Below are 20476 nucleotides of genomic sequence, written 5' to 3' on the forward strand. Positions count from 1 at the left end.
TCGATTCCGGCGAGCTATTGATTGACTGCGACGATCAGGAGGGCGTGGAGATGCTTCTTGCATTTGATGTGGCGAACGAAGATCTCGACCTTGGGTAGAATTCAATATCACCAAGCCTGCGTTCAGGTGTCCGTTTCGGGGCGAAAGCAGACGGTGCCGGTTGGTGGTTTGCATCGCTGGTGGTAGCTAAGCCACTCCTGATCCATCGTTCTTGGCAAATGAGAATCCGATGGAACGTGGGGGCCAGACTCTTGGTGTGCGATCCCGTGACTGCCTGATCCAGCGACGAGATCGGGTCTGACCTGTCTATATCCCCTGTCCTGCAGAGACGCCTGCCTAGCTCAAGCAAACGCGGCCTTCCTTCTCCATGACGGACGGTGAAGGATGACCTATCTGGCCCAGGTGGCCTCAGCAGAGCGCCTGCTTTTGCGCGCTGTAAGTTACTGACGATTGGTGCGTGATGACGAGCAGCGCGTTGACGTATCAGAGAACATGATTTACTTGGCAATGGGTTCGCTGCTACTGCATCGTCTACATTTGCACTAAGTTATAAACTGTCTCCCAGACCACGATTTTCAGCGTGGGAATTTATAGCGTACCAACAGCGTAGGTCCCTTGCCGCCGGGTGGCGTCAGCAGTATCTCGTCACCCGGCTTCATCTCTTCATACATCACCGTGCAACAGGTCGGCATAGAGTGGCCGCGCGCCGGATAAACGCCAACATCGGTGTGCAGGGTCGCAGCGCGTACGTCCACGCTGGACTTGCCGGCCTTTCCTTCTTCTTGCAGCAGCTTGCGCAGTGCGGTGACGAAGTCCCCTTTGCTGAGCCTGGCAGGTGCCTGGCTTGCTTGCGGGCGCGCGGTTGTGTCGTTTTTCATGGCAGTTTCTTTCAGTGTATACATTCCCGCCACTATATCATTCGCCCCTGGCGGCATCACGCCAAGTTTCTGAAGTTTGTCCTGGCGGGGTGGCCAGTATCGCCGCTGTAGCAATCGTTCGACTGATACAGCATGTGCTTGTACGCGGCCCTTGCCGCCTACCTGGCTGCAGGACGCGCTGCCGGCGGCCACCTGTGGAACCGGGTCTTGACGGCGCCGGAAACCTGATGCGTCGAGCAAGTGAAACAGGCCGTATCAGTTCTTTGTGCGCACCTGGCGTACGTGGTTTTCCAGTTCGCTGAACGATGGGCGTTCCGTGGCGGAAATGACCTTGCGGCCGAATTCCACGGCCAGCGCCGGCGCATAGCCGTTCAGGCTGGCCAATAAGGTCACTTTCACGCACTGGTACATCTTCGCCGTTTCATGGTGCTTGCGGCGCAGCAAGCTGGCCAGCGGCGCGATGAAGCCGTAGGCCAGCAGGATGCCGATGAAGGTGCCCACCAGCGCCTGCGCGATCAGCACGCCCAGCTCGGCCGGCGGCAGACCCACGGACGCCATGGTATGCACCACGCCCATCACGGCGGCCACGATGCCGAAGGCGGGCATGGCGTCGGCCAGCTGCGAAATCGTCTGGATCGGCATTTCCGCATCTTCATGGTGCGTCTCGATCTCGTTATCCATGAGGTTTTCGATCTGGTAGGCGTCCATATTGCCCGACACCATCAGGCGCAGGTAATCGGTGATGAATTCCAGGATGTGCTCGTCACCGAGCGTGTACGGGTATTTCACGAAGATGGGGCTGCGGTACGGGTCGTCGATATCGTCCTCGACCGACATCAAGCCTTCCTTGCGGATCTTGCTGAGGATTTCATACATCAGCCCCATCAGTTCCATATAGCGCGCCTTGGTGTATTGCGAACCGTGGAACAGGGTGGGCAGGGCGGCGAACGTGGCGCGGATGGCCTTGGCGTCGTTGCCGACAAAGAAGGTGCCCAGCGCGGCGCCGCCGATCATCAGCAATTCCAGCGGCTGGAACAGGGCCGCCAGGTGGCCGCCCTGCATGGCGAAGCCGCCGAAGACGGAAAACAGCACGACGAGAAATCCGAGTATGACTAGCAAAACTTACTCCTTCATAATATTGCCGTATCGCAATATTATAGTTTAACCTGATTCGGTTGCCGTGGCCGCTTCCGGCTGCGACTGCTGGTCGAGAAAATTGATTAAAGCGTGCACGTTGGCGGGCAACTGGTGCCAGCTCGTCGGGCGTGCCGTGCGCCTGCAGGTGGGCTGGCGAACCTGTGCGCGGAAATGCGCGCGCTGAACGGGGAGTGAGCGTTATTGCGTTGTTTGCCAGAAGCGCAGCTTGTTGCCGAACGGGTCCGCCACTTCCAGGATGCGGCCCCAATCCTCGTCGCGGATGCCGGGCCGCGCATACGGGTAATCGTTTGCCTGCAGCTCCGCATGCAGGGCGGCGATGTCATCGACGGGGATCAGCAGCGCCGCACCGGGCGTGGCGTCGCCGTAGTGCTCACTCAGGTGCAGCACTAGTTCGCCCCGCGTCACCTGCAGGTACAGCGGCGCCGTGGGCTCGAAGCGATGCTCCCAGTCCAGGGTAAAACCGAGAAAATCGAGGTAAAACTCGCGCGCCTTGGCTTCGGAAAAGCTGCGCAGGATGGGGATGGCAGGGGATAGCTGCATGGCGGCCCTTTCAATAAAGGTGGCAAGGCCATCATTCTAGCCTCAGGCCGTCGCCTGCCGCTTCAGGCGTGCGGCGTGGCTGATCTCTTCCCAGCGGAACAGCCACATGATGATCAGTTTGGTCGTGGCGCTGACGCAGGCGAGCAGCAGCAGGGGCCAGCCCGTGGCGAGTCCCATGACGCAGGCAAAGAAGATGGTGCTGATGTCCATCGCCAGGATGAACTGGCTCATTTTAAGGGACACGGCGCCCGTCTTGCCCGAGCGCCAGATCAGGCGGATCTGGTGCGCATAGCCCTGCGCCAGCAGCACGGTGACGGCGACGATCAGGCTTTGCGAGATCACGCGCTTTTCATCGCTGAAGGTGGGGCCGAAGGCCAGCCCCGCCACGCCCCCGCACAGCAGCAGCGCGCAGGCCAGCAGCGCATTGCGCGATGTCTGGCTGCGGCGGTCGCGGGCGATTTCATACAGGATGGCCAGCGCGATCAGGGAGGCGATCAAACGGGGCCAGACGATGTAGTGGTTGAACGGCGTGATCGAATAGCCGTACACAAAGAACGCGCAATACGCGAGGAAGCTGACCGTGAACTGGTTGATGGACAGGATGTCCGTCGTCTTGCCCGCGCCGATGCCGGCATCGTGCTTGCGCCGCCAGATCTTTTGCAGCTGCGACCCCAGACCAAGCAGGCTGACGACGATGAAGAGGGAATTGAGACTGCCGGCGAGGGCGTAGAGGGAAGGGGCTTGCAAAAGGTATCTCCTGGGATGGCAAGGCATCACTGTGGTAACAGGGCATCTTGCCCATCCAATTTATCTGAACAACATGCTCTCATGAAATAAATTGACAGGCAAGCAATGCTTTTTCTGCCACGGCCTGTTGCAGTAGTACTTGCCCGGACGCACCTCTTCCTTCGCTTGCCCTTATAATCAGGGCATGACTTTCTTATCATTGCGTGCCCGCTCCGTGCTGGCCACTCTCGGCAAAATGGCCGTTTCCCTGATTCTCCTGTTGACTGCCCTGTGGGGCGCGCTGGCGCTGTGGTACCAGCTCTCTGGTGGCACGGCGGCGCAAGCCATCGGCGCCCTGCTGTGGGGCGCGCTGGGTGTGGCCAGCGTAGTGCTGTGGTGGACGCGCGGCGATGTGCGCGTGCTGCTGCCGTATGCGGCCGGTTTCCTGCTGCTGCTCCTGTGGTGGAGCCTGATCACGCCGAAGCAGCAGCGCGTGTGGGCCGACGACGTGGCGCGCAATGTCACGGGCAAGGTGACGGGCAATCTGGTCACGCTGGACAATGTGCGCAATTTCGACTGGCGCAGCGATGACGATTACACGGTCCGGTGGGAGCAGCGCAGCTACGACCTCGACGAGCTGCGCACGGTGGATGCGGCACTCTCATACTGGACCGGGCCCTACATTGCGCATACCCTGATCTCGTTCGGCTTTGCCGACGGGCGCTTCCTGACGTTTTCCATCGAGATCCGCAAGGAAAAGGGCGAGAGCTTTTCCGCCATCGGCGGCTTTTTCAAGCATTTCGAGATGAGCCTGATCGCTGCCGACGAGCGCGACATCCTGCGCGTACGCACGAATGCGCGGGGCGAGGACATGCATCTGTACCGTGTGATGATGCCGAAAGCGGCCATGCGCTCGCTGTTCCTGGCCTACCTGGACGAAGCGCAGGCGCTGAAGACCAAGCCGCAGTTTTACAATACACTGACGGCGAACTGCACCTCCATCGTCTTCGAGATGGTGCGCCGCATCGTGCCGGGCCTGCCGTTCGACTACCGCCTGCTGGCCTCGGGTTACCTGGACCGCTATCTGTTCGACGTCAAGGGCCTGGTGCCCGGCTTGAGCTTCCAGCAGCTGCGGGACGGCGGCCACATCACGGCGCGCGCGCGGGCCGCGAATGACGATGCGGATTTTTCGCACGCGATCCGCCGCGCCATGCCGGGCTACGACGAAGCCGGCTTTCCGAAGCTGCAAATGCCACGTCAGTAGCGGTCTGCCTTATACTGTCGCAATTCCGACCGGCCGCCATTCGCGGCCGGTCTCACTTGACGAATAAAGAAGGCCCGCTATGCCATTTTCCTCACTGGGTCTGATTCCCGCCCTGGTCCGCGCCGTTGACAAGGCCGGCTATGCCGCGCCGACGGCCATCCAGGCGGCCGCCATTCCCGCCATCCTGCGCGGCAGCGATGTGCTGGGCGCGGCCCAGACGGGTTCCGGCAAGACGGCCGCCTACGCGCTGCCGCTGCTGCAGGCGCTGATGGCGCCCGCTTCCGGCCCGCGCCAGGTGCGCGCGCTGATCCTCGTGCCCACGCGCGAGCTGGCGGCACAGGTGGGGCAGACGGTACACGCGCTGGCCAAGCCGCTGCCCGTCAAATTGAAGATTTCCGTGCTATTCGGCGGCGTGTCGATCAATCCGCAGATGATGGACTTGCGTGGCGGCGCCGATATCGTCGTCGCCACGCCGGGCCGCCTGCTGGACCTGGTGCGTCAGAACGCCGTGAAACTGGGCGGCGTGTCGCTGTGTGTGCTCGACGAGGCCGACCGCCTGCTCGACATGGGTTTTAGCGAGGAAATCAACGCGATTCTGGCGCTGCTGCCCAAGCAGCGGCAAAACCTGTTCTTCTCCGCCACTTTCCCCGACAGCGTGCAGGCGCTGGCCGACAGCCTGCTGACGGACCCCGTGCGCATCGAGGTGGCGTCCGAACCGCAGGACAAGCCCGATATCGTGCAGCGGGCCATCACGGTCGACGTGCCGCGCCGCACGCAACTGCTGCGCTACCTGATTCTGCAGCAGCAGTGGGATCGGGTGCTGGTGTTTGTCGCTACCAAGTACGCGGCCGAACACGTGGCCGACAAGCTGCAGCGGGCGGGCCTGCACGTGGGCGCCTTCCATGGCGAATTCAGCCAGGGCACGCGCAGCCAGTTGCTGGCCGACTTCAAGGCCGGGCGTTTGCAGGTACTGGTGGCCACCGACGTGGCTGCGCGCGGCATCGACATCGCCGGCTTGCCGGCCGTCGTTAATTACGATTTGCCCCGTTCGGCCGTCGACTACACGCACCGCATCGGCCGCACGGGCCGCGCCGGCGAAAGCGGCACGGCCATCAGTTTTGTAACGGCCGATATGGAAGCGCATTTTCGCCTGATTGAAAACCGCAATGACTTGCGCATCGTGCGCGAAGTGGTGGCCGGTTTCGAGCCGACGGAATTGCCCGCGCCCGTGAATCCCGTTACCGATACGCTGAATGGCGGCGTGAAGGGCGCGCGTAAAAGCAAGAAAGACAAATTGCGCGAAGCCGCCGCCCTGGCTGCCAGGGCGGCCGAAGGCAATTAAATCCGCCTTATGTGCGCTAGCCGCTTGAATCGCCAGCCATCCCGGACTAAGATTGTGTTTCTATAAAGCAAGGGGACGGGAATGCACAGTATCACGATCAAACGGCTGGCCGCTGCCGCCTGCTTCGCGGCGCTGGCCGGTTGCGCCGGCATGGGCGGGAAGAATGGCACGAACGGCATGCAGATGCCGGGCAAAGCGCCAGCCGATGCGGCCGTGGCCGCTACCTGGTATAACCCGCCCAGTGAATTTCCCGGTATTTGCCTGACCCAGTTCAAGGATGGCAGCCTGCGTTTCGACGGCGGTTTCGCCTTCTTCAACCCGGGCCGCTGGGCGTATGATGCGGCCACGTCCGAACTGCGTTTGCAACTGGCACCGACGCCTTCGTTGGAGCTGGCGCATGCGCAAACGGTGTTGCACAAGAATCTGCTGAGGGTCGAGGCGGCCAGGAACACGCTGGTGTACGCCGTGAAGGCCGATACGCAAGCCATCGGCCTGGGTGGCTTTGTGTTTTACCGCGACACACCTTGCCCGGCACGGCGCGGGTAAGTGGCGGATAAGTGTCATACAGGAATATTTAGTCGTATAATTTCAGTGCAAGCTGGCTGCCGCGCAAGACTCACAAGACTGTCTCGCGCGGCAGATTCCCGCTCCAGGCAAGCTCCCATATCGCTGTGGCGATGAGAGGATGGTCCGATGGATGTGCACGACGAGCATGGTATGCCGGGCACTGCGGTGCCGACGGTGGATGCCGTGCAGCAGCTTGCCGCGCAGCCGCGCACCTTGCTGCTGGTCGATGACGAGCCGAATATCCTCGCTTCCCTCAAGCGTCTGCTGCGGCGCGATGCCTACCATATCCTCACGGCCGGCAGCGGCCAGGAAGGGCTGGATGTGCTGGCCAGCCATGCGGTCGATGTGATCGTGTCGGACCAGCGCATGCCAGGCATGCTGGGCGCCGACTTCCTGCGCAAGGCCAAGCTGCTGTGTCCGCAAACCATCCGCATCATGCTGTCGGGCTATACCGAGTTGCAGGCCGTCACGGATGCCGTCAACGAAGGCGCCATCTTCAAGTTCCTCACCAAGCCCTGGGAAGACCACCAGCTGCGCGAGCATATCGCCGAAGCCTTCCGCCTGAAGGGCATCAATGATGACAATGTGCGCCTGAATGCGCAGTTGCGCGACGCCAACCAGGCGCTGGCGGCGGCCAATGCTGCCATGCAGGCGCTGGTGCGCCAGCAGCAGCACCAGATCAGCCGCGATGAGGTCAGCCTGGGCATCGCGCGCGAACTGCTGCAATTTTTGCCGCTGCCCGTGATCGGACTCGATGAAGACGGCATGATCGCCTTCATCAACGCGGCGGCGGCCAACCTGTTCGAACGGGGCGCGGCCCTGCTGGGCAACGAGGCGGCGCTAGTCTTGCCGCAGCTGTTCGACGGGCAGGACACGCCCCGCCTGGCCGCCATCGATGGCCAGCCGTATGTCGTGGCGGTCCATCCGATGGGCTTGCATTCGCGCTCGCGCGGCAGTCTGGTCACACTGAGCCGTCATGGAGTGGGTACATGAGCGACAGCGGGTGCGAGATTTCCATGGAGCAGGCGCAGGAGGGCATGGTGCTGGCGCAGGCGCTGAGCGACGCCAGCGGCGCCGTGCTGCTGGCCCAGGGCGCCACCCTGACGGCGGCCAGCCTGACGGCCTTGCGCCGGCGCAATGTGGAGCGCTGCCACGTCGTCATGGAAGCGGCGCCTGACCCGGCCGCGCAGGCGCATGCCGAGCAGGAACGCTTGCGCCGCCTGGAACGGCTGACCGTGCTGTTCCGCGCCACGCCGCCCGACTCCGCGGGGGCGGAACTGCTGGCGCTGCTGCAGCGCTACCGGCAGGGGAGCGGGGCATGACACGGCTCAGTTTTGAACATATCATCCGCCAGATACAGGAACTGCCGTCGCTGCCGGTGGTGGTGCTGGAACTGCTGTCGAGCATGGACCAGGACGACACGGACGTGCATGTGCTGGCACAAAAGATCGAGCTGGACCAGGCCTTGGCGGCGAAGACCTTGCGCATCGCCAATTCCTCGTTCTATGGCATGCAATCGAAGGTCACCAGCATTCCGCAAGCCGTATCCGTGCTGGGCTTTCACAGCATCCGCACCGTCGTCACGGCCTGTGCCCTGACGAGCAGCTTCGCGCCGGTGGCCGGCGGTTTCGACTTCCAGGCATTCTGGCGCCATTCGCTGGCCACGGCTATCGCCACGCGCCTGCTGGCGCCGCATTTGCACATCAATCCCGAAACGGCGTTCACGGCCGGCCTGCTGCATGATCTGGGCACGCTGGTGCTGGTGACGCGTTTCCCGGCCGAGCACGCGCTCGTGCGCAGCTACCGCCAGGTACATGACTGCCAGATGGCCGAGGCGGAACTGGCCGTCATCGGCATCGATCACGCGCAGGTGGGCAGCGCCCTGGCCGCTTACTGGAAGTTCCCCGAGGCGATACAGCAGGCGGTGGCCGACCACCACGCCATCGACCGGCTGGAGGCGGGCAGCTTGCCGCTGGCCGTGCATATGGCCAATGCCATCGCCCTTGCGCTCGATCTGGCCGGTATCGACGATGCACTGGTGCCGCCCCTGTCGCCCGCAGTCTGGCGCAGCCTGGCCCTGGACGAGCAAACCTGGTTTGCGCTGCTGCGGCAAACGGAACATACCTTTGATGAAATGTCGCGGATCATGCTGGCATGAACAAGAAAGAGGCCATGGAAACAGACGCAGGGCAGGCGCTGCCCGCCACGCCGGAACGCCGCCACTCCGATTCCATCGCGCTATCGGCATTCTTCGATGGTCATCCCGTGGCCACCTTCGCCATCAACACGGACCACGTGGTGACGCACTGGAACAGCGCCTGCGAACAGCTGCTGGGCTTTACGGCCGCCGAAATGGTCGGCACGCGCGACCACTGGAAGGCGTTTTATCCGCAGCCGCGCGCCTGCCTGGCCGATTTGCTGGTGGCCGACGATATCGCGCTCGGCGAAAATGACCTCTACCTTGGCAAGCTGAAGCGCTCTCCCGTGATCCCCGGCGCGTTCGAGGCCGAGGATTTCTTTGCCGATATCGGCCCCGACGGCCACTGGCTGCACTTTACGGCGGCGCCCCTGCGCGACCGTCAAGGGCGCCTGGTAGGCGCCATCGAAACCCTGCGCGACGTGAGCGAGCGGCGCATTGCGGAACTGGCGCTGCGCAAGGCGCACGACACCCTGGAACACCTGGTGGCCAAGCGCACGGCCCAGCTGGCCGACATGAACGAGCGCCTGGCCGACGATATCCGCCAGCGCCAGATCGCCGATATGGCATTGCGCGAGCGTAACCTGGCCCTGACGGAATTGAACAGCAAGCTGTCGCTGGCCCAGCAAAAGCTGCTGCAGTCGGAAAAGCTGGCTTCGATCGGCCAGCTGGCCGCCGGCGTGGCGCACGAGATCAACAATCCCATCGGCTATGTGTTTTCCAATGTCGGCACGCTGGAGGGGTATCTGGATGATCTGTTCAGCATGCTCGACGCCTATGAGGAAGCCGAGCCGGCCATCGCCGACGCGGTGGTGGCGGCGCGGCTGTGCGCGCTGCGCGAACAGATCGACCTGGACTTCCTGCGCACCGACATTCCGCTGCTGATGGGCGAGTCGAAGGAAGGCATTTCACGCGTGCGCCGCATCGTGCAGGACCTGAAGGATTTTTCGCGCACGGATGCGCACCAGGAATGGGTCTGGGCCGACCTGCGCCAGGGTATCGATACCACGCTCAATATCGTGAATAACGAGATCAAGTACAAGGCCGAGGTGGTGCGCGAGTATGGCGACATTCCCGACATCGAATGCCAGCCCTCAGAGTTGAACCAGGTGATCATGAACCTGGTCGTCAATGCGGCCCACGCCATGGACGAGGCGCGCGGTCGCATCACCCTGCGCACGGGCAGCGACAACGCGACGGAAGTGTGGATCGAGGTCGAGGACACGGGCGGCGGCATCGCGCCCGAACACCTGTCGCGCATTTTCGACCCCTTCTTCACCACCAAGGCCGTCGGCAAGGGCACGGGGCTGGGCCTGTCGCTGGCCTACAGCACGGTGCAAAAACACCATGGCCGCATCGACGTTCGCAGCATCATCGGCTGCGGCACCACCTTCCGCATCACCTTGCCCGTGCGCCAGGCACAGGCCGCCATACCATGACCACCAATGAACAGGACAGCATGAGCACCAGTACGGCGGCCGCGCCGCCGACCATCCTGTGCGTCGACGACGAACCGAATATCCTGTCGTCGCTGCGGCGTCTGTTCCGCCCGCACGGTTACCGCGTGCTGACGGCCGACGGCGGCGCGGCAGGCCTGGCCCTGCTCGAGAGCGAGACGGTGGACCTGGTCATCTCCGACATGCGCATGCCGCACATGGATGGCGCGCAATTCCTGGCCCAGGTGCGCCAGCGCTGGCCCGGCACCATGCGTTTGCTGCTGACGGGCTACGCGGACATCCAGTCCATCCTCGACGCCATCAATCAGGGCGAAATCTACCGCTACGTGACCAAGCCCTGGGACGAGAACGATATCGTGCTGGTGGTGCGCCACGCGCTGGAACGGCGCGCGCTGGAACAGGAAAAACTGCGTCTGGAAGCGCTGACGGCCAGCCAGAACGTGCAGCTGCAGGCGCTTAACGCCAGCCTGGAAGCGAAGGTGGCCACGCGCACGCAGCAGCTGAAACACTCGCACGACGAAGTGCAGGCGGCCAACGAACGCCTGAAAGCCACGTTCGTGACGACCATCAAGGTGTTTTCCAATCTGATCGAGATGCGTGGCGGCAAGCTGGTCGGCCATGCGCGGCGGGTGGCGGAATTGTCGCGCAAGCTGGCGCAGGCGCTGGGCCTGGAAGGGCAGGAAGCGCGCGACGTGTTCATCGCGGCCCTGCTCAAGGATATCGGCAAACTCAGCTTGAGCGACGATGTGCTGGAACTGCCAGCCAGCGCCTGGACGGGCGAGCAGCTGGCCGCCTTTCGCAAGCATCCGCTGCGGGCCGAACAATTGCTGATGGCGCTCGATGAATTGCGTGCCGTCTCCGTGATCCTGCGCTCGCAACTGGAGCGCTTCGACGGTGGCGGCTTTCCCGACGGCATGGTGGGCCTGGCCATTCCGCTGGGCGCGCGCATCCTGGCGCTGGCGTCGGACTATGACGGCTTGCAGATCGGCGCCATGGTGCAGCGCAGTCTGCGCGCCGAAGAGGCCCGCACCCTGATCTACGACAGCGTCGGCAAGCGCTACGACCCCGCCGTGGTGGCCGCATTCCGCGCCATCATGGACGAGACGGAGCCGCCGGCGCGCGACCTGACCGTGCTGTCGGGCCAGCTGGAACCGGGCATGGTGCTGTCGCGCGACCTGATCAGCCGCGATGGCCTGATGCTGCTGGCTGCCGAACACGTGCTGACGGCCCGCGTGATTGCCCAGCTGTTCGATTTCGAAGCCAAGAATGGCGGCCGGCTCAGCATTCGCGTGTACGCGCCTGTCAAGGAAGGCTAGGGCGCGGCCTGGGCCGTCGGCGGCGATACCGGCAGGTGCACGGTAAAGCGCGTGCCCTGGCCCACGTCAGATGCCACCTCGATGCGCCCGCCGTGCTTGTTGACGATGCCGTACGACAGCGACAGGCCCAGGCCCGTGCCGCTGCCGACAGCCTTGGTGGTGAAGAACGGTTCAAAGATGCGATTCAGGTGCTCGGGTGCGATGCCGGCACCCGTGTCGCCGATCTCCACCCACACCCAGTCGTCCGCATGACCGGTGCGGATACTGATCACGCCGTCGCCGCTGATGGCCTGGCCCGCGTTGACCAGCAGGTTCATGAACACCTGATTCAGCTGCGAGGCGAGGCACAGTATCGGCGGCAGTTCGCCATACTGTTTTTCGATGCGCGCCTTGTATTTCAATTCGTTGGCGACGATGTTCAGGGTGCTGTCCAGGCCTGCATGCAGGCTGGCGACCTGCCAGTCCGTCTCGCCCACGTGGGAAAAATCCTTCAGCGCCTGCACGATGTCGCGCACGCGCTTCAATCCATCCATCGATTCGCGCACCAGATCGACCATGTCGTCCTGCAGGAAGGTCAGGTCGGCCTGGCCGCGCACCTGGGCCACGCGCGCGGCCAGGGCAGGGCCGTCGAGCGTCTCGCGCATCGCCGCTTCATACTGGGCGATCACGCCGAACAGGGTGTCGACATAGCCTTGCAGCGAACGCATGTTGGAGTTGACGAAGCCGATCGGGTTATTGATTTCATGCGCGATGCCGGCCGCCAGCTGGCCGATGGAGGCCATCTTTTCCGATTGCAGCAACTGGTCGTGCGCTTCCTGCAACTTGCTGATCAGTAGTTGCTGCTCTTCGCCGCGCGCCTGCAGCATCGCTTCCATGTGCTTGCGTTCGGTAATATCCGTCAGCGAGCCGATGATCTCGAACGGCACGCCGTGCTCGTCGCGCACCAGGCGCAGGCTGTCGTGCATCCACAGGTAACTGCCGTCGCGCACGCGGAAGCGGTATTCATAGGCGCGCGCGCCTTCGACGAAGATCTGCGCCAGGCTGGAAAAAATGCCGGGCGCATCGTCGGGATGGATGTGGTCGAACCAGAAATTGGGGTCGGCCACCATATCGGCGGGCCGGTAGCCCAACACATTCAAGACATTGTTGCTGACAAAAGTCATCTTGAAGTCGCCGCTGGGGACGGTGCAATAGATGATGGAGGGCGTATTGTCGAGCAGGTATTGCAGGCGCACGGCCGTGGCCGCCGAATCTTCATCGGCAGGCGTCGCCCCGGCTTGTCGGCCGGCATCGGGAGTGGAAAGGTCGAAATCCTCGAACTGCATCGTCACACCTCGCTGCTGCACGGCATCGCTGCCATCCTGGATCGATTATGCCTGATTCTGCCTGCCCCAGGCTCGCCATCGGCACGCTCAAGGCGCCAGCGGCTGCTCCACGATCGTCATGCGCCGCGCGATGCGCTGCGCCGCTTGCGTGTCGCCCGCCTGTTCGGCGCGCAGGCGCTGCACGCCCAGCCATGCCAGCAGCGGGCGGCGCCAGCCCTGGTCCGAGGCAGTGGCCACAGCTGTATCGAGCAGCTCCGGCGTGGCGCGGCTGGCGCGTAGCAGCACGCCGGCCGCCACCAGCTGCGACAGCGGGTCCTTGATGGCCGCCACGGCGCTGGCGGCGGCCGTGTCCGAGCTGGCGCTGGCTGCCGCCCGCTGCGTTTCCGGCAGCAGGGCGATGTCGGCCCCCTGCGCCTTGCCTGCCAGCCAGGCCGCATACGCGCGGTCGGCGGCACTGGCGTCGGCGCTCAGGGCGTCAAAGCCGGCACAGTCCTCGAAGGCCAGGCTGGCCACGCGCGTGGCGCAACGCAGCAATTCGATGCGCGCCACGAGATCGAGCTTGCCCGTGCCGGCCACCTGGCTGCGGGCGCGCCGGAATTCCGTCTGTTCGACCAGTGCGTTGCCGCTCAAATAAGCTGCTTGAAACCGTTCGACGGAACTTTGCGCATTCATCTTCCAGTCCGGCACGGGCGGGCCGCTGGAGCAGGCCGCCAGCGCTGTCATGGCCAGGGCAGACAGGAGGGTATGGATATTTCTCATGGCAGTTTGATCTCCGGATTGCGCTTGAATGGCCATTTGCGGTTGATTTCATTGACCAGCTGCTCAACCTTGCGCAGATTGCTTTCCACGTCCGCGCGCAGCGGGCCCAGGTCGGCTGTCGCCGCCCTGGCGTTGGCGCCCACGGCTTGCGCCTCGACCAGCACGGCGTCGACCTTTTTCAGGCTGGCGCGCGTGTCGGCCAAGAGGGCGTTCAGCTGCACGATGGTCGCCTGCGCATCCGTCATGACGCCTTTTTCGCCAAAGACGCGCGTATCGGCATTCGCCACCAGGCCATCCGTGCGGCGCGCCAGCTGGTCCGCCGTGAGCAATAGGGCGTTGGCCCGTTCGACCAGCAGGCGCGACTGCTTGTCGTCGCCCGTCAGCAAGCCCATGGCGCCGCCCGGGCCGCTCAACTTGCCCGTGACGGCCTGCACATTGCGCAAGGTGCCGTCGAGGGCGGAATCGGTGCCCGTCAGGCTGGCCACGTTGTTCAGCAAATCCTTGGCGGCGGCCAGCAGGCGTGGGATTTCCGCCGCCATGTCGCCCACCAGCAGGTCGCGCGTGGCATCGTCGGGCAGCGGCGGGTCCGTCAGGATGCCGCTGTAGGCGCGCAGCTTGGCGCCGCCCACGATGCCCCGTTCCAGCGTGAAGATGGAGCTGCTGCGCAGCCAGTGCGCGTCTTTTCTCGGCACGTCGACGATGACGCGCGCCTTGCCGTCCGGCGCCAGCTCGATGCGCTGCACGCGGCCGATGGGAAAGCCGGAAAAGGTCAGGTCGGCGCCCACGCCCACGCCGTCCGAATCGTCGGTGGTCAGCACCAGCGTTTGCGTGGCTTCGAAGGCGCCACGCGCGTACATCAGGTAGACGACGGAGCCGACCACCAGCACGAACATGAAGACGAGCAGGATGGCCGCCTTCAGTTCGGCGTGGCGCACGGGCGGCGGCGCGGGCAGGACGGCATCTTGCGTGAGACCGGCGGGCGCCGTGACGTCGACCTGGTCGGGATTGGGGGGCTGGCTCTGGCTCATGGATTCTGGCTCTCGTATGGGTGGTTCGGGATCGCTGGCGGTGGCGGGCGGGGCATCAGTAGTAATTGCCCATCAGCGAAGCCACTTCGATCAGCAGGATGACGGAAAACAGGCGCAGCATCTCGGACAGGCCGTGCGCGGCCCACAGACGGTTGCGCCGGCCGTGCGGCTCTTCCGGATAATACGAGGAAGCCAGCGGGATCAGGGCCACGGCAAAGCTGAAGAAGATGACTTTGAGCATCAGGATCAGGGCCACGGCCGGATTGAAGATTTGCCCCACCACGCGCGTATAGCCTTGCAGCGCCCAAGGGGTAAAACCGTAAATGGTGATGTAGGCGAGGATCAGCGAGGTAACGCAGCTGACGATGGCCAGCATCCACACGGCGAAGATGCCGGACATGACGCGCGGAAAGTATTCGCGGCGCAGCAGGTCGACGCCCTGGCGTTGCATGGTGTCGAGCACGCCACTTGAGCGCATTTGCGCGAACGCAATGCCGTCGGGCAGGGTCAGGCGCAGGGCCACGAACAGGGCGGCCGTCAGCGGGATCAGTTCCAGCACCAGCACGCGTACCACCATTTCCAGCGCATAGCGCGACAGGCCGTAGCTTTGCGCGCTGACGACGACGATGCGGATCAGCACCAGGCTGACCAGCGCGCAGGCGACGCTGAACCACACGAGGTTGGGCGCCGTATTCGTCACCAGGCGGTGCGCGAGGATGGGGCGGTTGTCGCGGTTATAGCTCGATGGCGACAGCGCCAGCGAAAACACGAGGGTGGCGAAATGCAGCATGCGCCACCAGCTGACCAGCCAGGCCATGGTGGCCCGGTGCAGGCGGCGCAGGCTGATGATGAGGGAGACGGATAGGGTCATCATGGCATCTTAACATCCGTCTGCCCGCCGGGCACGTCTGGCGTGCGCGCCTATTCGAACAGGGCGAAGCCGGCCATCACGACCATCAGCACGGCGATGTATTGCATCGGGATCCAGAACAGGGTGTGGCGCTGGCGCAGGATCACGCGTTCCTGCGTGGCCGGGTCGATCAATTCGCGTCCGGGCGCGCTGTTCAGGCGCACGCCTGCATACCAGCTGGCGGCCGCTGCCAGCAGGAAGGCCAGGGCCAGGGTCCATGCGTGGCTCTTCGTGTAGGCCTCGCCCAGGGTGGCGCCAAACAGCGCTTGCGCGGCCAGTACGACGATAAAACAGATAAGGGGGCCGAGTATGCCGAAGCCTTGCCAGATAAGCATAAAAAAATCTCCAAGAGGATTGAGGGATCCCGCGGCGGCGTGGCGGCGGCTGGGCGCGACGGGGTTGCGAATTTTATCAGACGCATAAGAAATAAAGTTTCTTTTGAGAATGATTATGTGCGGCTAGGTTGCCGGGCTGCCCACACTGGCGATAATCGCATCGGCCGCTGCCCGCTCGGGCCAGATGCGTACCAGCTGTGGGTCGATGTCGCCCGGGCACGGCGTGCGCTTTGCTGGCGCCGGGCACGGCCGTCATGAACGTGGCCGTCGGTATCGCCATTCTCCGCCATGAGACTGCCAGCGTGATGCGGGTGGCCGGCAAGCAGCATGCGAACAGCGCGGCGGCGGCCCTGAATGCGAACCGGCAAATTGGCGCGCTGGTGGGCGTGGCCCTGATCGGCAGCATCCTGCACATGCTGCCCGACTGGTCGCTACGCTTGCCGCTGGCCATACGCGACGATTGCCGCCGCGTATGGCCTGGCTGCGGGCCTCGTGTACCGCATATGCATTGGCTCTGTCCCCGATAAGTAGGGGAATTGCGAGAATTTTCCTGGGGCCCTGCTGTCTGACTGTACATAGCAGACAAACGGGAGTCTTCCATGCAGCCAGCCCAGTGGAAAACCTTCATCGCCCAGATTTGCCGAAGGGGGCAGCCGCCTGAAGCAAGCTTACTGTCCGCGCGTGCTGCGCCATTCCACCAGTTCTTCGATGGTAAGAATGGGCATGCCATGCAGTTCGGCAAAGCGTTCGATATCGTCGCCGCGCATCATGGTGCCGTCCGGATTCATCAGCTCGCACAGCACGGCGGCCGGGTTCAGGCCCGCCATGCGCGACAGGTCGACGGAGCCTTCTGTATGGCCACGGCGCTCGAGCACGCCACCGGGCGCGGCGCGCAGAGGGAAGACGTGGCCGGGGCGCACCAGGTCGGCAGGCTTGGCGTTCGGGGCGATGGCGGCGCGGATAGTGGTCACGCGGTCGGCGGCCGACACGCCCGTCGTGACACCGTCGCGCGCCTCGATGGAGACCGTGAATGGCGTGCCGTAGCGGCTGCCGTTGTCGGACGACATGGGCGGCAATTCCAGCGCGCTGACGATGTCCGTGGGCAGGCAAAGGCAGACGATGCCGCTGCATTCGCGGATCAGCAGGGCCATGGTTTCGTGCGTGATTTTCTCCGCCGACAGGATCAGGTCGGCTTCGTTTTCGCGGTCGAAATCGTCGAGCAGGATGACGGGAATGCCGGCGCGCATGGCGGCCAGCGCGGATTGAATGCGACCTTCCAGGTCGTTGGAAAGCAGGGTATAGCTGTTGACTAACATGGTGAAACGCTCCTCGCATAGGCGAAAAACGCTGCAGGGCAAGCGAATAGACGCAACTGGCCGCATCGCCGTGGCGATGGGACATCACACTACTGCACATCTTCTTTCATCCGGACTATACCGTCGGCCCCGGAATCACACCGGATCTGCTGACCTCACCAGGCGGTGCCTGGAAAGCGCTCGCGGGCTTGACCGTTGCCGGTCTTACCGCCGGTGGGGAATCGCACCCCGCCCCGAAGACGTATTGTTGTGCCGGTCCACATGACCGGCGGCAATACTTTAGCACAATTGAAACGATGTGACAGTGCACTGTTGAGTTAGTCATTCGGCAAAGTCGCCGGAAAAAAACAGTATTTCTAAGCTGTTTTTAAGGGCGGAAAGACGATTTCAGTGTAAGGTATGATCACCCAATATTACCCTTGAGAATACATGAAGCTGAGTAAATTACGCCTGATCTCGGGCGCCGTCTTGCTGGCGTGCGCCTGCATGGCCCAGGCGGAAATCCGTTTGACCGATCCCCTGCCGCTGGCACCGGAAGTGACAGTAGGAAAATTGCCAAACGGCTTGACCTATTACATCAAGAAAAATGCCCGTCCCGCCCAGAAAGTGGAGTTGCGCCTGGTGGTGAAAGCCGGCTCCATCCTCGAAGATGACGACCAGCAGGGCCTGGCGCATTTCACGGAACACATGGCCTTCAATGGCTCCACGCATTTCAAGCGCAATCAATTAATTTCCTATTTACAATCGATCGGCGTGAAGTTCGGCGCCGACTTGAACGCTTACACGAGCTTTGATGAAACCGTGTATGTCTTGCCGATCCCGACGACCAAAAAGGACAACCTGGAAAAGGGTTTTCTCGTGCTGGAAGACTGGGCGCATGGTTTGAAGTTCAATCCGGCCGACATCAACAGCGAGCGCGGCATCGTGCTGGAAGAGGCGCGCCTGGGCAAGGGCGCCAGCGACCGCATGAACAAGGTGCTGTATCCAAAGCTGCTGAACGGTTCGCGCTATGCGCAGCGCATGCCGATCGGCAAGGAATCTGTCTTGAAAACCTTCAAGCCGGAAGCCATCAAGCGTTTCTACAAGGATTGGTACCGGCCCGACCTGATGGCCGTGATGGTGGTCGGTGATGTGGAGCCGAAACAGGCTGAAAAGCTGATCCAGCAGCATTTCGGCAAGCTGAAAAACCCCGCGAAACCGCGGCCGCGCCTGTATGCGGAAGTGCCGCAGCGCTCGCAGACGGAAGCGCTGGTGATCACGGACAAGGAAGCGCCGGACGACACGGTCTTTATCCGCTACCCGATCCGCGCCGCGCAGGAGACCGTCACCATTGCCGATTACCGCCGCCAGATGATTGAAAACCTGTATGGCCAGATGCTCAGCGCGCGCATGCAGGAATTGACGCAGCAGGCGAACCCGCCCTTCATCCAGGGCGGCAGCAGCATGGGCAAGCTGGTGCGTGGCTACGAATCGTTCAGCGCGTATGCCTTGCTGGGCAAGGGCGGCGTGCAGCCGGCCGTCGACGCGCTGGTGCAGGAAGATGAGCGGGCGCGCCGCTTCGGTTTCAGCCAGGATGAGCTGGACCGCGCGCGCAAGAATATGCTGCGCAATTACGAGCGCGCATACAGCGAACGCGACAAGTCCGATTCGTCCGGCTTCGTGGCCGAGTATTCGCGCAACTTCCTGGAGCAGGAAGCCATTCCCGGCATCGCCAACGAGCTGCTGTATGCGCAGGAACTCTTGCCGCAGGTGACCTTGCAGGAAATCAATGAGACGGTCGCCAGGGTCATCCCCGACCAGCAAAAGAAACTGGTGGTCTTCATGGGCGCCGAGCCGAAAGCGGGCGATACGGCCTCGGCTGTGCCGACGCAGCAGCAATTGCTCGACGCGGTGGCGCAAGCCGAGCGGCAAAAGGTCGAGCCGCGCACGGAAAAAGTCCTGGCCAGCAAGCTGATGGATGGCCCGCCGGCCGGCGGCAGCATCGTCGGTGAAAAGTTGAATAGCGCCATCGGCGTGACGGAGCTGACCCTGGGCAATGGCGTGCGCGTGCTGCTCAAACCCACGGACTTCAAGAATGACCAGGTGCTGATGGGCTCGACCCGTTTCGGCGGCCAGTCCCTGTTTGGCGACGCCGATATCTACAACGCCCGCTATGCCAGCGCCGTGGTCGGCAGCATGGGCTTGAAAGACCTGGCGCCGCTGGACTTGCAAAAAGTGTTGGCCGGCAAGACGGTCAATGTGGGCGCTTCGCTGGGCGAATTGAGCGAAGGCTTTGGCGGTTCGGCCAGCAGCGCTGACGTGGAAGCCATGCTGCAACTGGTGTATTTGTATTTCCATGACGTACGCAAGGATACGGGCCTGTACCAGTCCTTCATCGGCAAGCAGCAGGACCTGGCGAAAAACAGCATGGCGCAGCCGGAAGCCGTGTTTTACGATGCCATCCAGCACGCCATGTTTGGCGATAACCCGCGCGTCGATGGGGTGCCGCGCGCGGCCGACTTCGACAAGGTGGGCCTGGACCGCTCGCTGGAGATCTTCCGCCAGCGCTTTTCCAGCGCGCGCGACATGACCTTCATCTTCACGGGCAGCTTCGAGGTCGACAAGATCAAGCCACTGATCGCCAGCTATCTGGGCACCTTGCCCGTGGCGGAGGTGCCGCACGCCTACCGCGATGTGGGCATGCGCCCGGTGGCAGGGATCGTCAAGAAGGATATCTACATGGGCAGTGAGCCCAAAAGCACGATTTCCATCACCTTCAATGGCGACGCGGCGTATTCGGACGAGCAAAAGCTGACCCTGCAGGCGCTGGGCGAGGTGCTGAACCTGAAAGTCATCGAAGTGCTGCGCGAAAAGATGAGCATGATCTATGGCGGTGGCTTCGAAACTTTCATGGGCCAGCATCCGTATGGTCATTATTCGGTGGCGCTGAACTTGCCGACGGGGCCGGAAAACGTGGACAAGGTGATCGCCGCCGCCTTTGCCGAAATCAACAAGATGAAGGCAGAGGGGCCTTCCGTGGCGGACCTGGAAAAGGTCAAGCTGAACTGGATCACGCGCCAGCAGAAATTTATGCGGGAAAATAACTACTGGATGAATCAACTGATGGGTTCAGTGACGCAGGGCCGCGATCCCGCGCAGATCCTGCGCTACGAGCAGCGCGTGCGGGCCATCACGCCGCAAGCCGTCAAACAGGCGGCGCAGCGCTACCTGGACATGCACAATTATGTGCAGGTGGTGCTTTACCCGGAACGCAAAGAAGTTGCTGTCAAGTAATTTTTATTGTTCAATTGCAGGGCTCGCAGGGCGCCGAAGCTGTTAAACTACGGCTTATTGATCTGATATCGCAATTTAACAAGCA

At 62.9% G+C, this 20476-nt stretch carries 20 protein-coding genes and 1 riboswitch; of the genes, 10 read left to right on the forward strand and 10 right to left on the reverse strand.

The genetic code is table 11. The features are described from left to right. Positions 1 to 575: 575 nt before the first annotated feature. The 4 genes from ACQ4WN_RS03610 to ACQ4WN_RS03625 all read right to left on the reverse strand — a co-directional run bounded on the left by ACQ4WN_RS03610 (position 576) and on the right by ACQ4WN_RS03625 (position 3323). Positions 576 to 878, reverse strand: coding sequence for an HNH endonuclease (locus tag ACQ4WN_RS03610; RefSeq protein ID WP_436550300.1), 303 nt, complete (start codon positions 876 to 878; stop codon positions 576 to 578). Positions 879 to 1133: 255 nt separating this feature from the next. Beyond that, complete coding sequence (gene motA / locus ACQ4WN_RS03615; RefSeq protein WP_070255446.1) at positions 1134 to 1997, reverse strand: flagellar motor stator protein MotA; 864 nt, start codon at positions 1995 to 1997, stop codon at positions 1134 to 1136. Positions 1998 to 2213: 216 nt separating this feature from the next. Then, on the reverse strand, positions 2214 to 2576 hold the full coding sequence (locus tag ACQ4WN_RS03620) for a glyoxalase superfamily protein (protein ID WP_436550301.1): 363 nt from the start codon (positions 2574 to 2576) through the stop codon (positions 2214 to 2216). 42 nt (positions 2577 to 2618) lie between these two features. Continuing rightward, the gene (locus ACQ4WN_RS03625) at positions 2619 to 3323 is read right to left on the reverse strand and encodes a hypothetical protein (RefSeq protein ID WP_436550302.1); all 705 of its coding nucleotides are present in this window, start codon (positions 3321 to 3323) and stop codon (positions 2619 to 2621) included. A 184-nt stretch (positions 3324 to 3507) separates the two neighbouring features. Here ACQ4WN_RS03625 and ACQ4WN_RS03630 point away from each other — a divergent pair, with 184 nt between their 5' ends. From ACQ4WN_RS03630 to nosR, 8 genes are all read left to right on the forward strand, one after another. After that, complete coding sequence (locus ACQ4WN_RS03630) at positions 3508 to 4566, forward strand: Lnb N-terminal periplasmic domain-containing protein (protein ID WP_436550303.1); 1059 nt, start codon at positions 3508 to 3510, stop codon at positions 4564 to 4566. A 79-nt stretch (positions 4567 to 4645) separates the two neighbouring features. Next, positions 4646 to 5908, forward strand: a complete 1263-nt coding sequence (locus tag ACQ4WN_RS03635) for a DEAD/DEAH box helicase (protein WP_436550304.1) — start codon at positions 4646 to 4648, stop codon at positions 5906 to 5908. Positions 5909 to 5989: 81 nt separating this feature from the next. Then, the gene (locus ACQ4WN_RS03640; RefSeq protein ID WP_436550305.1) at positions 5990 to 6454 is read left to right on the forward strand and encodes a hypothetical protein; all 465 of its coding nucleotides are present in this window, start codon (positions 5990 to 5992) and stop codon (positions 6452 to 6454) included. A 147-nt stretch (positions 6455 to 6601) separates the two neighbouring features. Next, positions 6602 to 7468, forward strand: a complete 867-nt coding sequence (locus tag ACQ4WN_RS03645; RefSeq protein WP_436550306.1) for a response regulator — start codon at positions 6602 to 6604, stop codon at positions 7466 to 7468. Then, positions 7465 to 7797 carry a hypothetical protein gene (locus ACQ4WN_RS03650; RefSeq protein WP_436550307.1) on the forward strand — a complete coding sequence of 111 codons (333 nt, stop codon included), beginning with the start codon at positions 7465 to 7467 and terminating at the stop codon, positions 7795 to 7797. Before ACQ4WN_RS03645 ends, ACQ4WN_RS03650 begins: the two co-directional genes overlap by 4 nt. Then, entirely contained in the window at positions 7794 to 8633 is an 840-nt protein-coding gene (locus ACQ4WN_RS03655; protein WP_436550308.1) for an HDOD domain-containing protein, read from the forward strand. Before ACQ4WN_RS03650 ends, ACQ4WN_RS03655 begins: the two co-directional genes overlap by 4 nt. A 14-nt stretch (positions 8634 to 8647) precedes the next feature. After that, a complete protein-coding gene (locus ACQ4WN_RS03660) occupies positions 8648 to 10111 on the forward strand; it encodes an ATP-binding protein (protein WP_436550309.1) in 1464 nt (487 codons plus the stop codon). Then, entirely contained in the window at positions 10108 to 11445 is a 1338-nt protein-coding gene (gene nosR / locus ACQ4WN_RS03665) for a response regulator c-di-GMP phosphodiesterase, NosR family (RefSeq protein ID WP_436550310.1), read from the forward strand. The genes ACQ4WN_RS03660 and nosR overlap by 4 nt, the downstream gene beginning before the upstream one ends. Here nosR and ACQ4WN_RS03670 read toward each other — a convergent pair. The 5 genes from ACQ4WN_RS03670 to ACQ4WN_RS03690 all read right to left on the reverse strand — a co-directional run bounded on the left by ACQ4WN_RS03670 (position 11442) and on the right by ACQ4WN_RS03690 (position 15802). Beyond that, entirely contained in the window at positions 11442 to 12770 is a 1329-nt protein-coding gene (locus ACQ4WN_RS03670) for an ATP-binding protein (protein ID WP_436550400.1), read from the reverse strand. The genes nosR and ACQ4WN_RS03670 overlap by 4 nt on opposite strands. Before the next feature lie 87 nt (positions 12771 to 12857). After that, positions 12858 to 13529, reverse strand: a complete 672-nt coding sequence (locus tag ACQ4WN_RS03675; protein ID WP_436550311.1) for a hypothetical protein — start codon at positions 13527 to 13529, stop codon at positions 12858 to 12860. Then, positions 13526 to 14557, reverse strand: coding sequence for an MlaD family protein (locus ACQ4WN_RS03680; RefSeq protein WP_436550312.1), 1032 nt, complete (start codon positions 14555 to 14557; stop codon positions 13526 to 13528). The genes ACQ4WN_RS03675 and ACQ4WN_RS03680 overlap by 4 nt, the downstream gene beginning before the upstream one ends. A 55-nt stretch (positions 14558 to 14612) precedes the next feature. Continuing rightward, positions 14613 to 15431: an MlaE family ABC transporter permease gene (locus ACQ4WN_RS03685; protein WP_436550313.1), complete on the reverse strand. Its 819-nt coding sequence runs from the start codon at positions 15429 to 15431 to the stop codon at positions 14613 to 14615. A 47-nt stretch (positions 15432 to 15478) separates the two neighbouring features. Further along, entirely contained in the window at positions 15479 to 15802 is a 324-nt protein-coding gene (locus tag ACQ4WN_RS03690; protein ID WP_436550314.1) for a hypothetical protein, read from the reverse strand. 197 nt (positions 15803 to 15999) lie between these two features. Between ACQ4WN_RS03690 and ACQ4WN_RS03695 the strand changes: the two genes are divergently transcribed. Then, a complete protein-coding gene (locus ACQ4WN_RS03695) occupies positions 16000 to 16329 on the forward strand; it encodes a hypothetical protein (protein ID WP_436550315.1) in 330 nt (109 codons plus the stop codon). 141 nt (positions 16330 to 16470) lie between these two features. On the opposite strand, the gene ribB is transcribed toward ACQ4WN_RS03695, so the two are convergent. After that, positions 16471 to 17118 (reverse strand): 3,4-dihydroxy-2-butanone-4-phosphate synthase, encoded by a 648-nt coding sequence (gene ribB / locus ACQ4WN_RS03700; RefSeq protein WP_436550316.1) that lies wholly within the window; start codon positions 17116 to 17118, stop codon positions 16471 to 16473. A 94-nt stretch (positions 17119 to 17212) separates the two neighbouring features. Next, positions 17213 to 17363: riboswitch (FMN riboswitch) on the reverse strand. Positions 17364 to 17547: 184 nt separating this feature from the next. On the opposite strand from ribB, the gene ACQ4WN_RS03705 reads away from it, so the two are divergent. Beyond that, on the forward strand, positions 17548 to 20391 hold the full coding sequence (locus ACQ4WN_RS03705) for a M16 family metallopeptidase (RefSeq protein ID WP_436550317.1): 2844 nt from the start codon (positions 17548 to 17550) through the stop codon (positions 20389 to 20391). Positions 20392 to 20476 lie beyond the last annotated feature (85 nt).

This window comes from Janthinobacterium pasteuri (assembly GCF_051380775.1).
Lineage (GTDB): Bacteria > Pseudomonadota > Gammaproteobacteria > Burkholderiales > Burkholderiaceae_D > Janthinobacterium.

What these genes read in the sequence shown, in the direction of transcription:
- ACQ4WN_RS03610 (WP_436550300.1), bottom strand. Translation starts at nt 878, where the DNA reads ATGAAAAACGACACAACCGCGCGCCCGCAAGCAAGCCAGGCACCTGCC.
- ACQ4WN_RS03620 (WP_436550301.1), bottom strand. Translation starts at nt 2,576, where the DNA reads ATGCAGCTATCCCCTGCCATCCCCATCCTGCGCAGCTTTTCCGAAGCC.
- ACQ4WN_RS03630 (WP_436550303.1), top strand. Translation starts at nt 3,508, where the DNA reads ATGACTTTCTTATCATTGCGTGCCCGCTCCGTGCTGGCCACTCTCGGC.
- ACQ4WN_RS03635 (WP_436550304.1), top strand. Translation starts at nt 4,646, where the DNA reads ATGCCATTTTCCTCACTGGGTCTGATTCCCGCCCTGGTCCGCGCCGTT.
- ACQ4WN_RS03640 (WP_436550305.1), top strand. Translation starts at nt 5,990, where the DNA reads ATGCACAGTATCACGATCAAACGGCTGGCCGCTGCCGCCTGCTTCGCG.
- ACQ4WN_RS03645 (WP_436550306.1), top strand. Translation starts at nt 6,602, where the DNA reads ATGGATGTGCACGACGAGCATGGTATGCCGGGCACTGCGGTGCCGACG.
- ACQ4WN_RS03650 (WP_436550307.1), top strand. Translation starts at nt 7,465, where the DNA reads ATGAGCGACAGCGGGTGCGAGATTTCCATGGAGCAGGCGCAGGAGGGC.
- ACQ4WN_RS03655 (WP_436550308.1), top strand. Translation starts at nt 7,794, where the DNA reads ATGACACGGCTCAGTTTTGAACATATCATCCGCCAGATACAGGAACTG.
- ACQ4WN_RS03660 (WP_436550309.1), top strand. Translation starts at nt 8,648, where the DNA reads ATGGAAACAGACGCAGGGCAGGCGCTGCCCGCCACGCCGGAACGCCGC.
- nosR (WP_436550310.1), top strand. Translation starts at nt 10,108, where the DNA reads ATGACCACCAATGAACAGGACAGCATGAGCACCAGTACGGCGGCCGCG.
- ACQ4WN_RS03670 (WP_436550400.1), bottom strand. Translation starts at nt 12,770, where the DNA reads ATGCAGTTCGAGGATTTCGACCTTTCCACTCCCGATGCCGGCCGACAA.
- ACQ4WN_RS03675 (WP_436550311.1), bottom strand. Translation starts at nt 13,529, where the DNA reads ATGAGAAATATCCATACCCTCCTGTCTGCCCTGGCCATGACAGCGCTG.
- ACQ4WN_RS03680 (WP_436550312.1), bottom strand. Translation starts at nt 14,557, where the DNA reads ATGAGCCAGAGCCAGCCCCCCAATCCCGACCAGGTCGACGTCACGGCG.
- ACQ4WN_RS03685 (WP_436550313.1), bottom strand. Translation starts at nt 15,431, where the DNA reads ATGATGACCCTATCCGTCTCCCTCATCATCAGCCTGCGCCGCCTGCAC.
- ACQ4WN_RS03690 (WP_436550314.1), bottom strand. Translation starts at nt 15,802, where the DNA reads ATGCTTATCTGGCAAGGCTTCGGCATACTCGGCCCCCTTATCTGTTTT.
- ribB (WP_436550316.1), bottom strand. Translation starts at nt 17,118, where the DNA reads ATGTTAGTCAACAGCTATACCCTGCTTTCCAACGACCTGGAAGGTCGC.
- ACQ4WN_RS03705 (WP_436550317.1), top strand. Translation starts at nt 17,548, where the DNA reads ATGAAGCTGAGTAAATTACGCCTGATCTCGGGCGCCGTCTTGCTGGCG.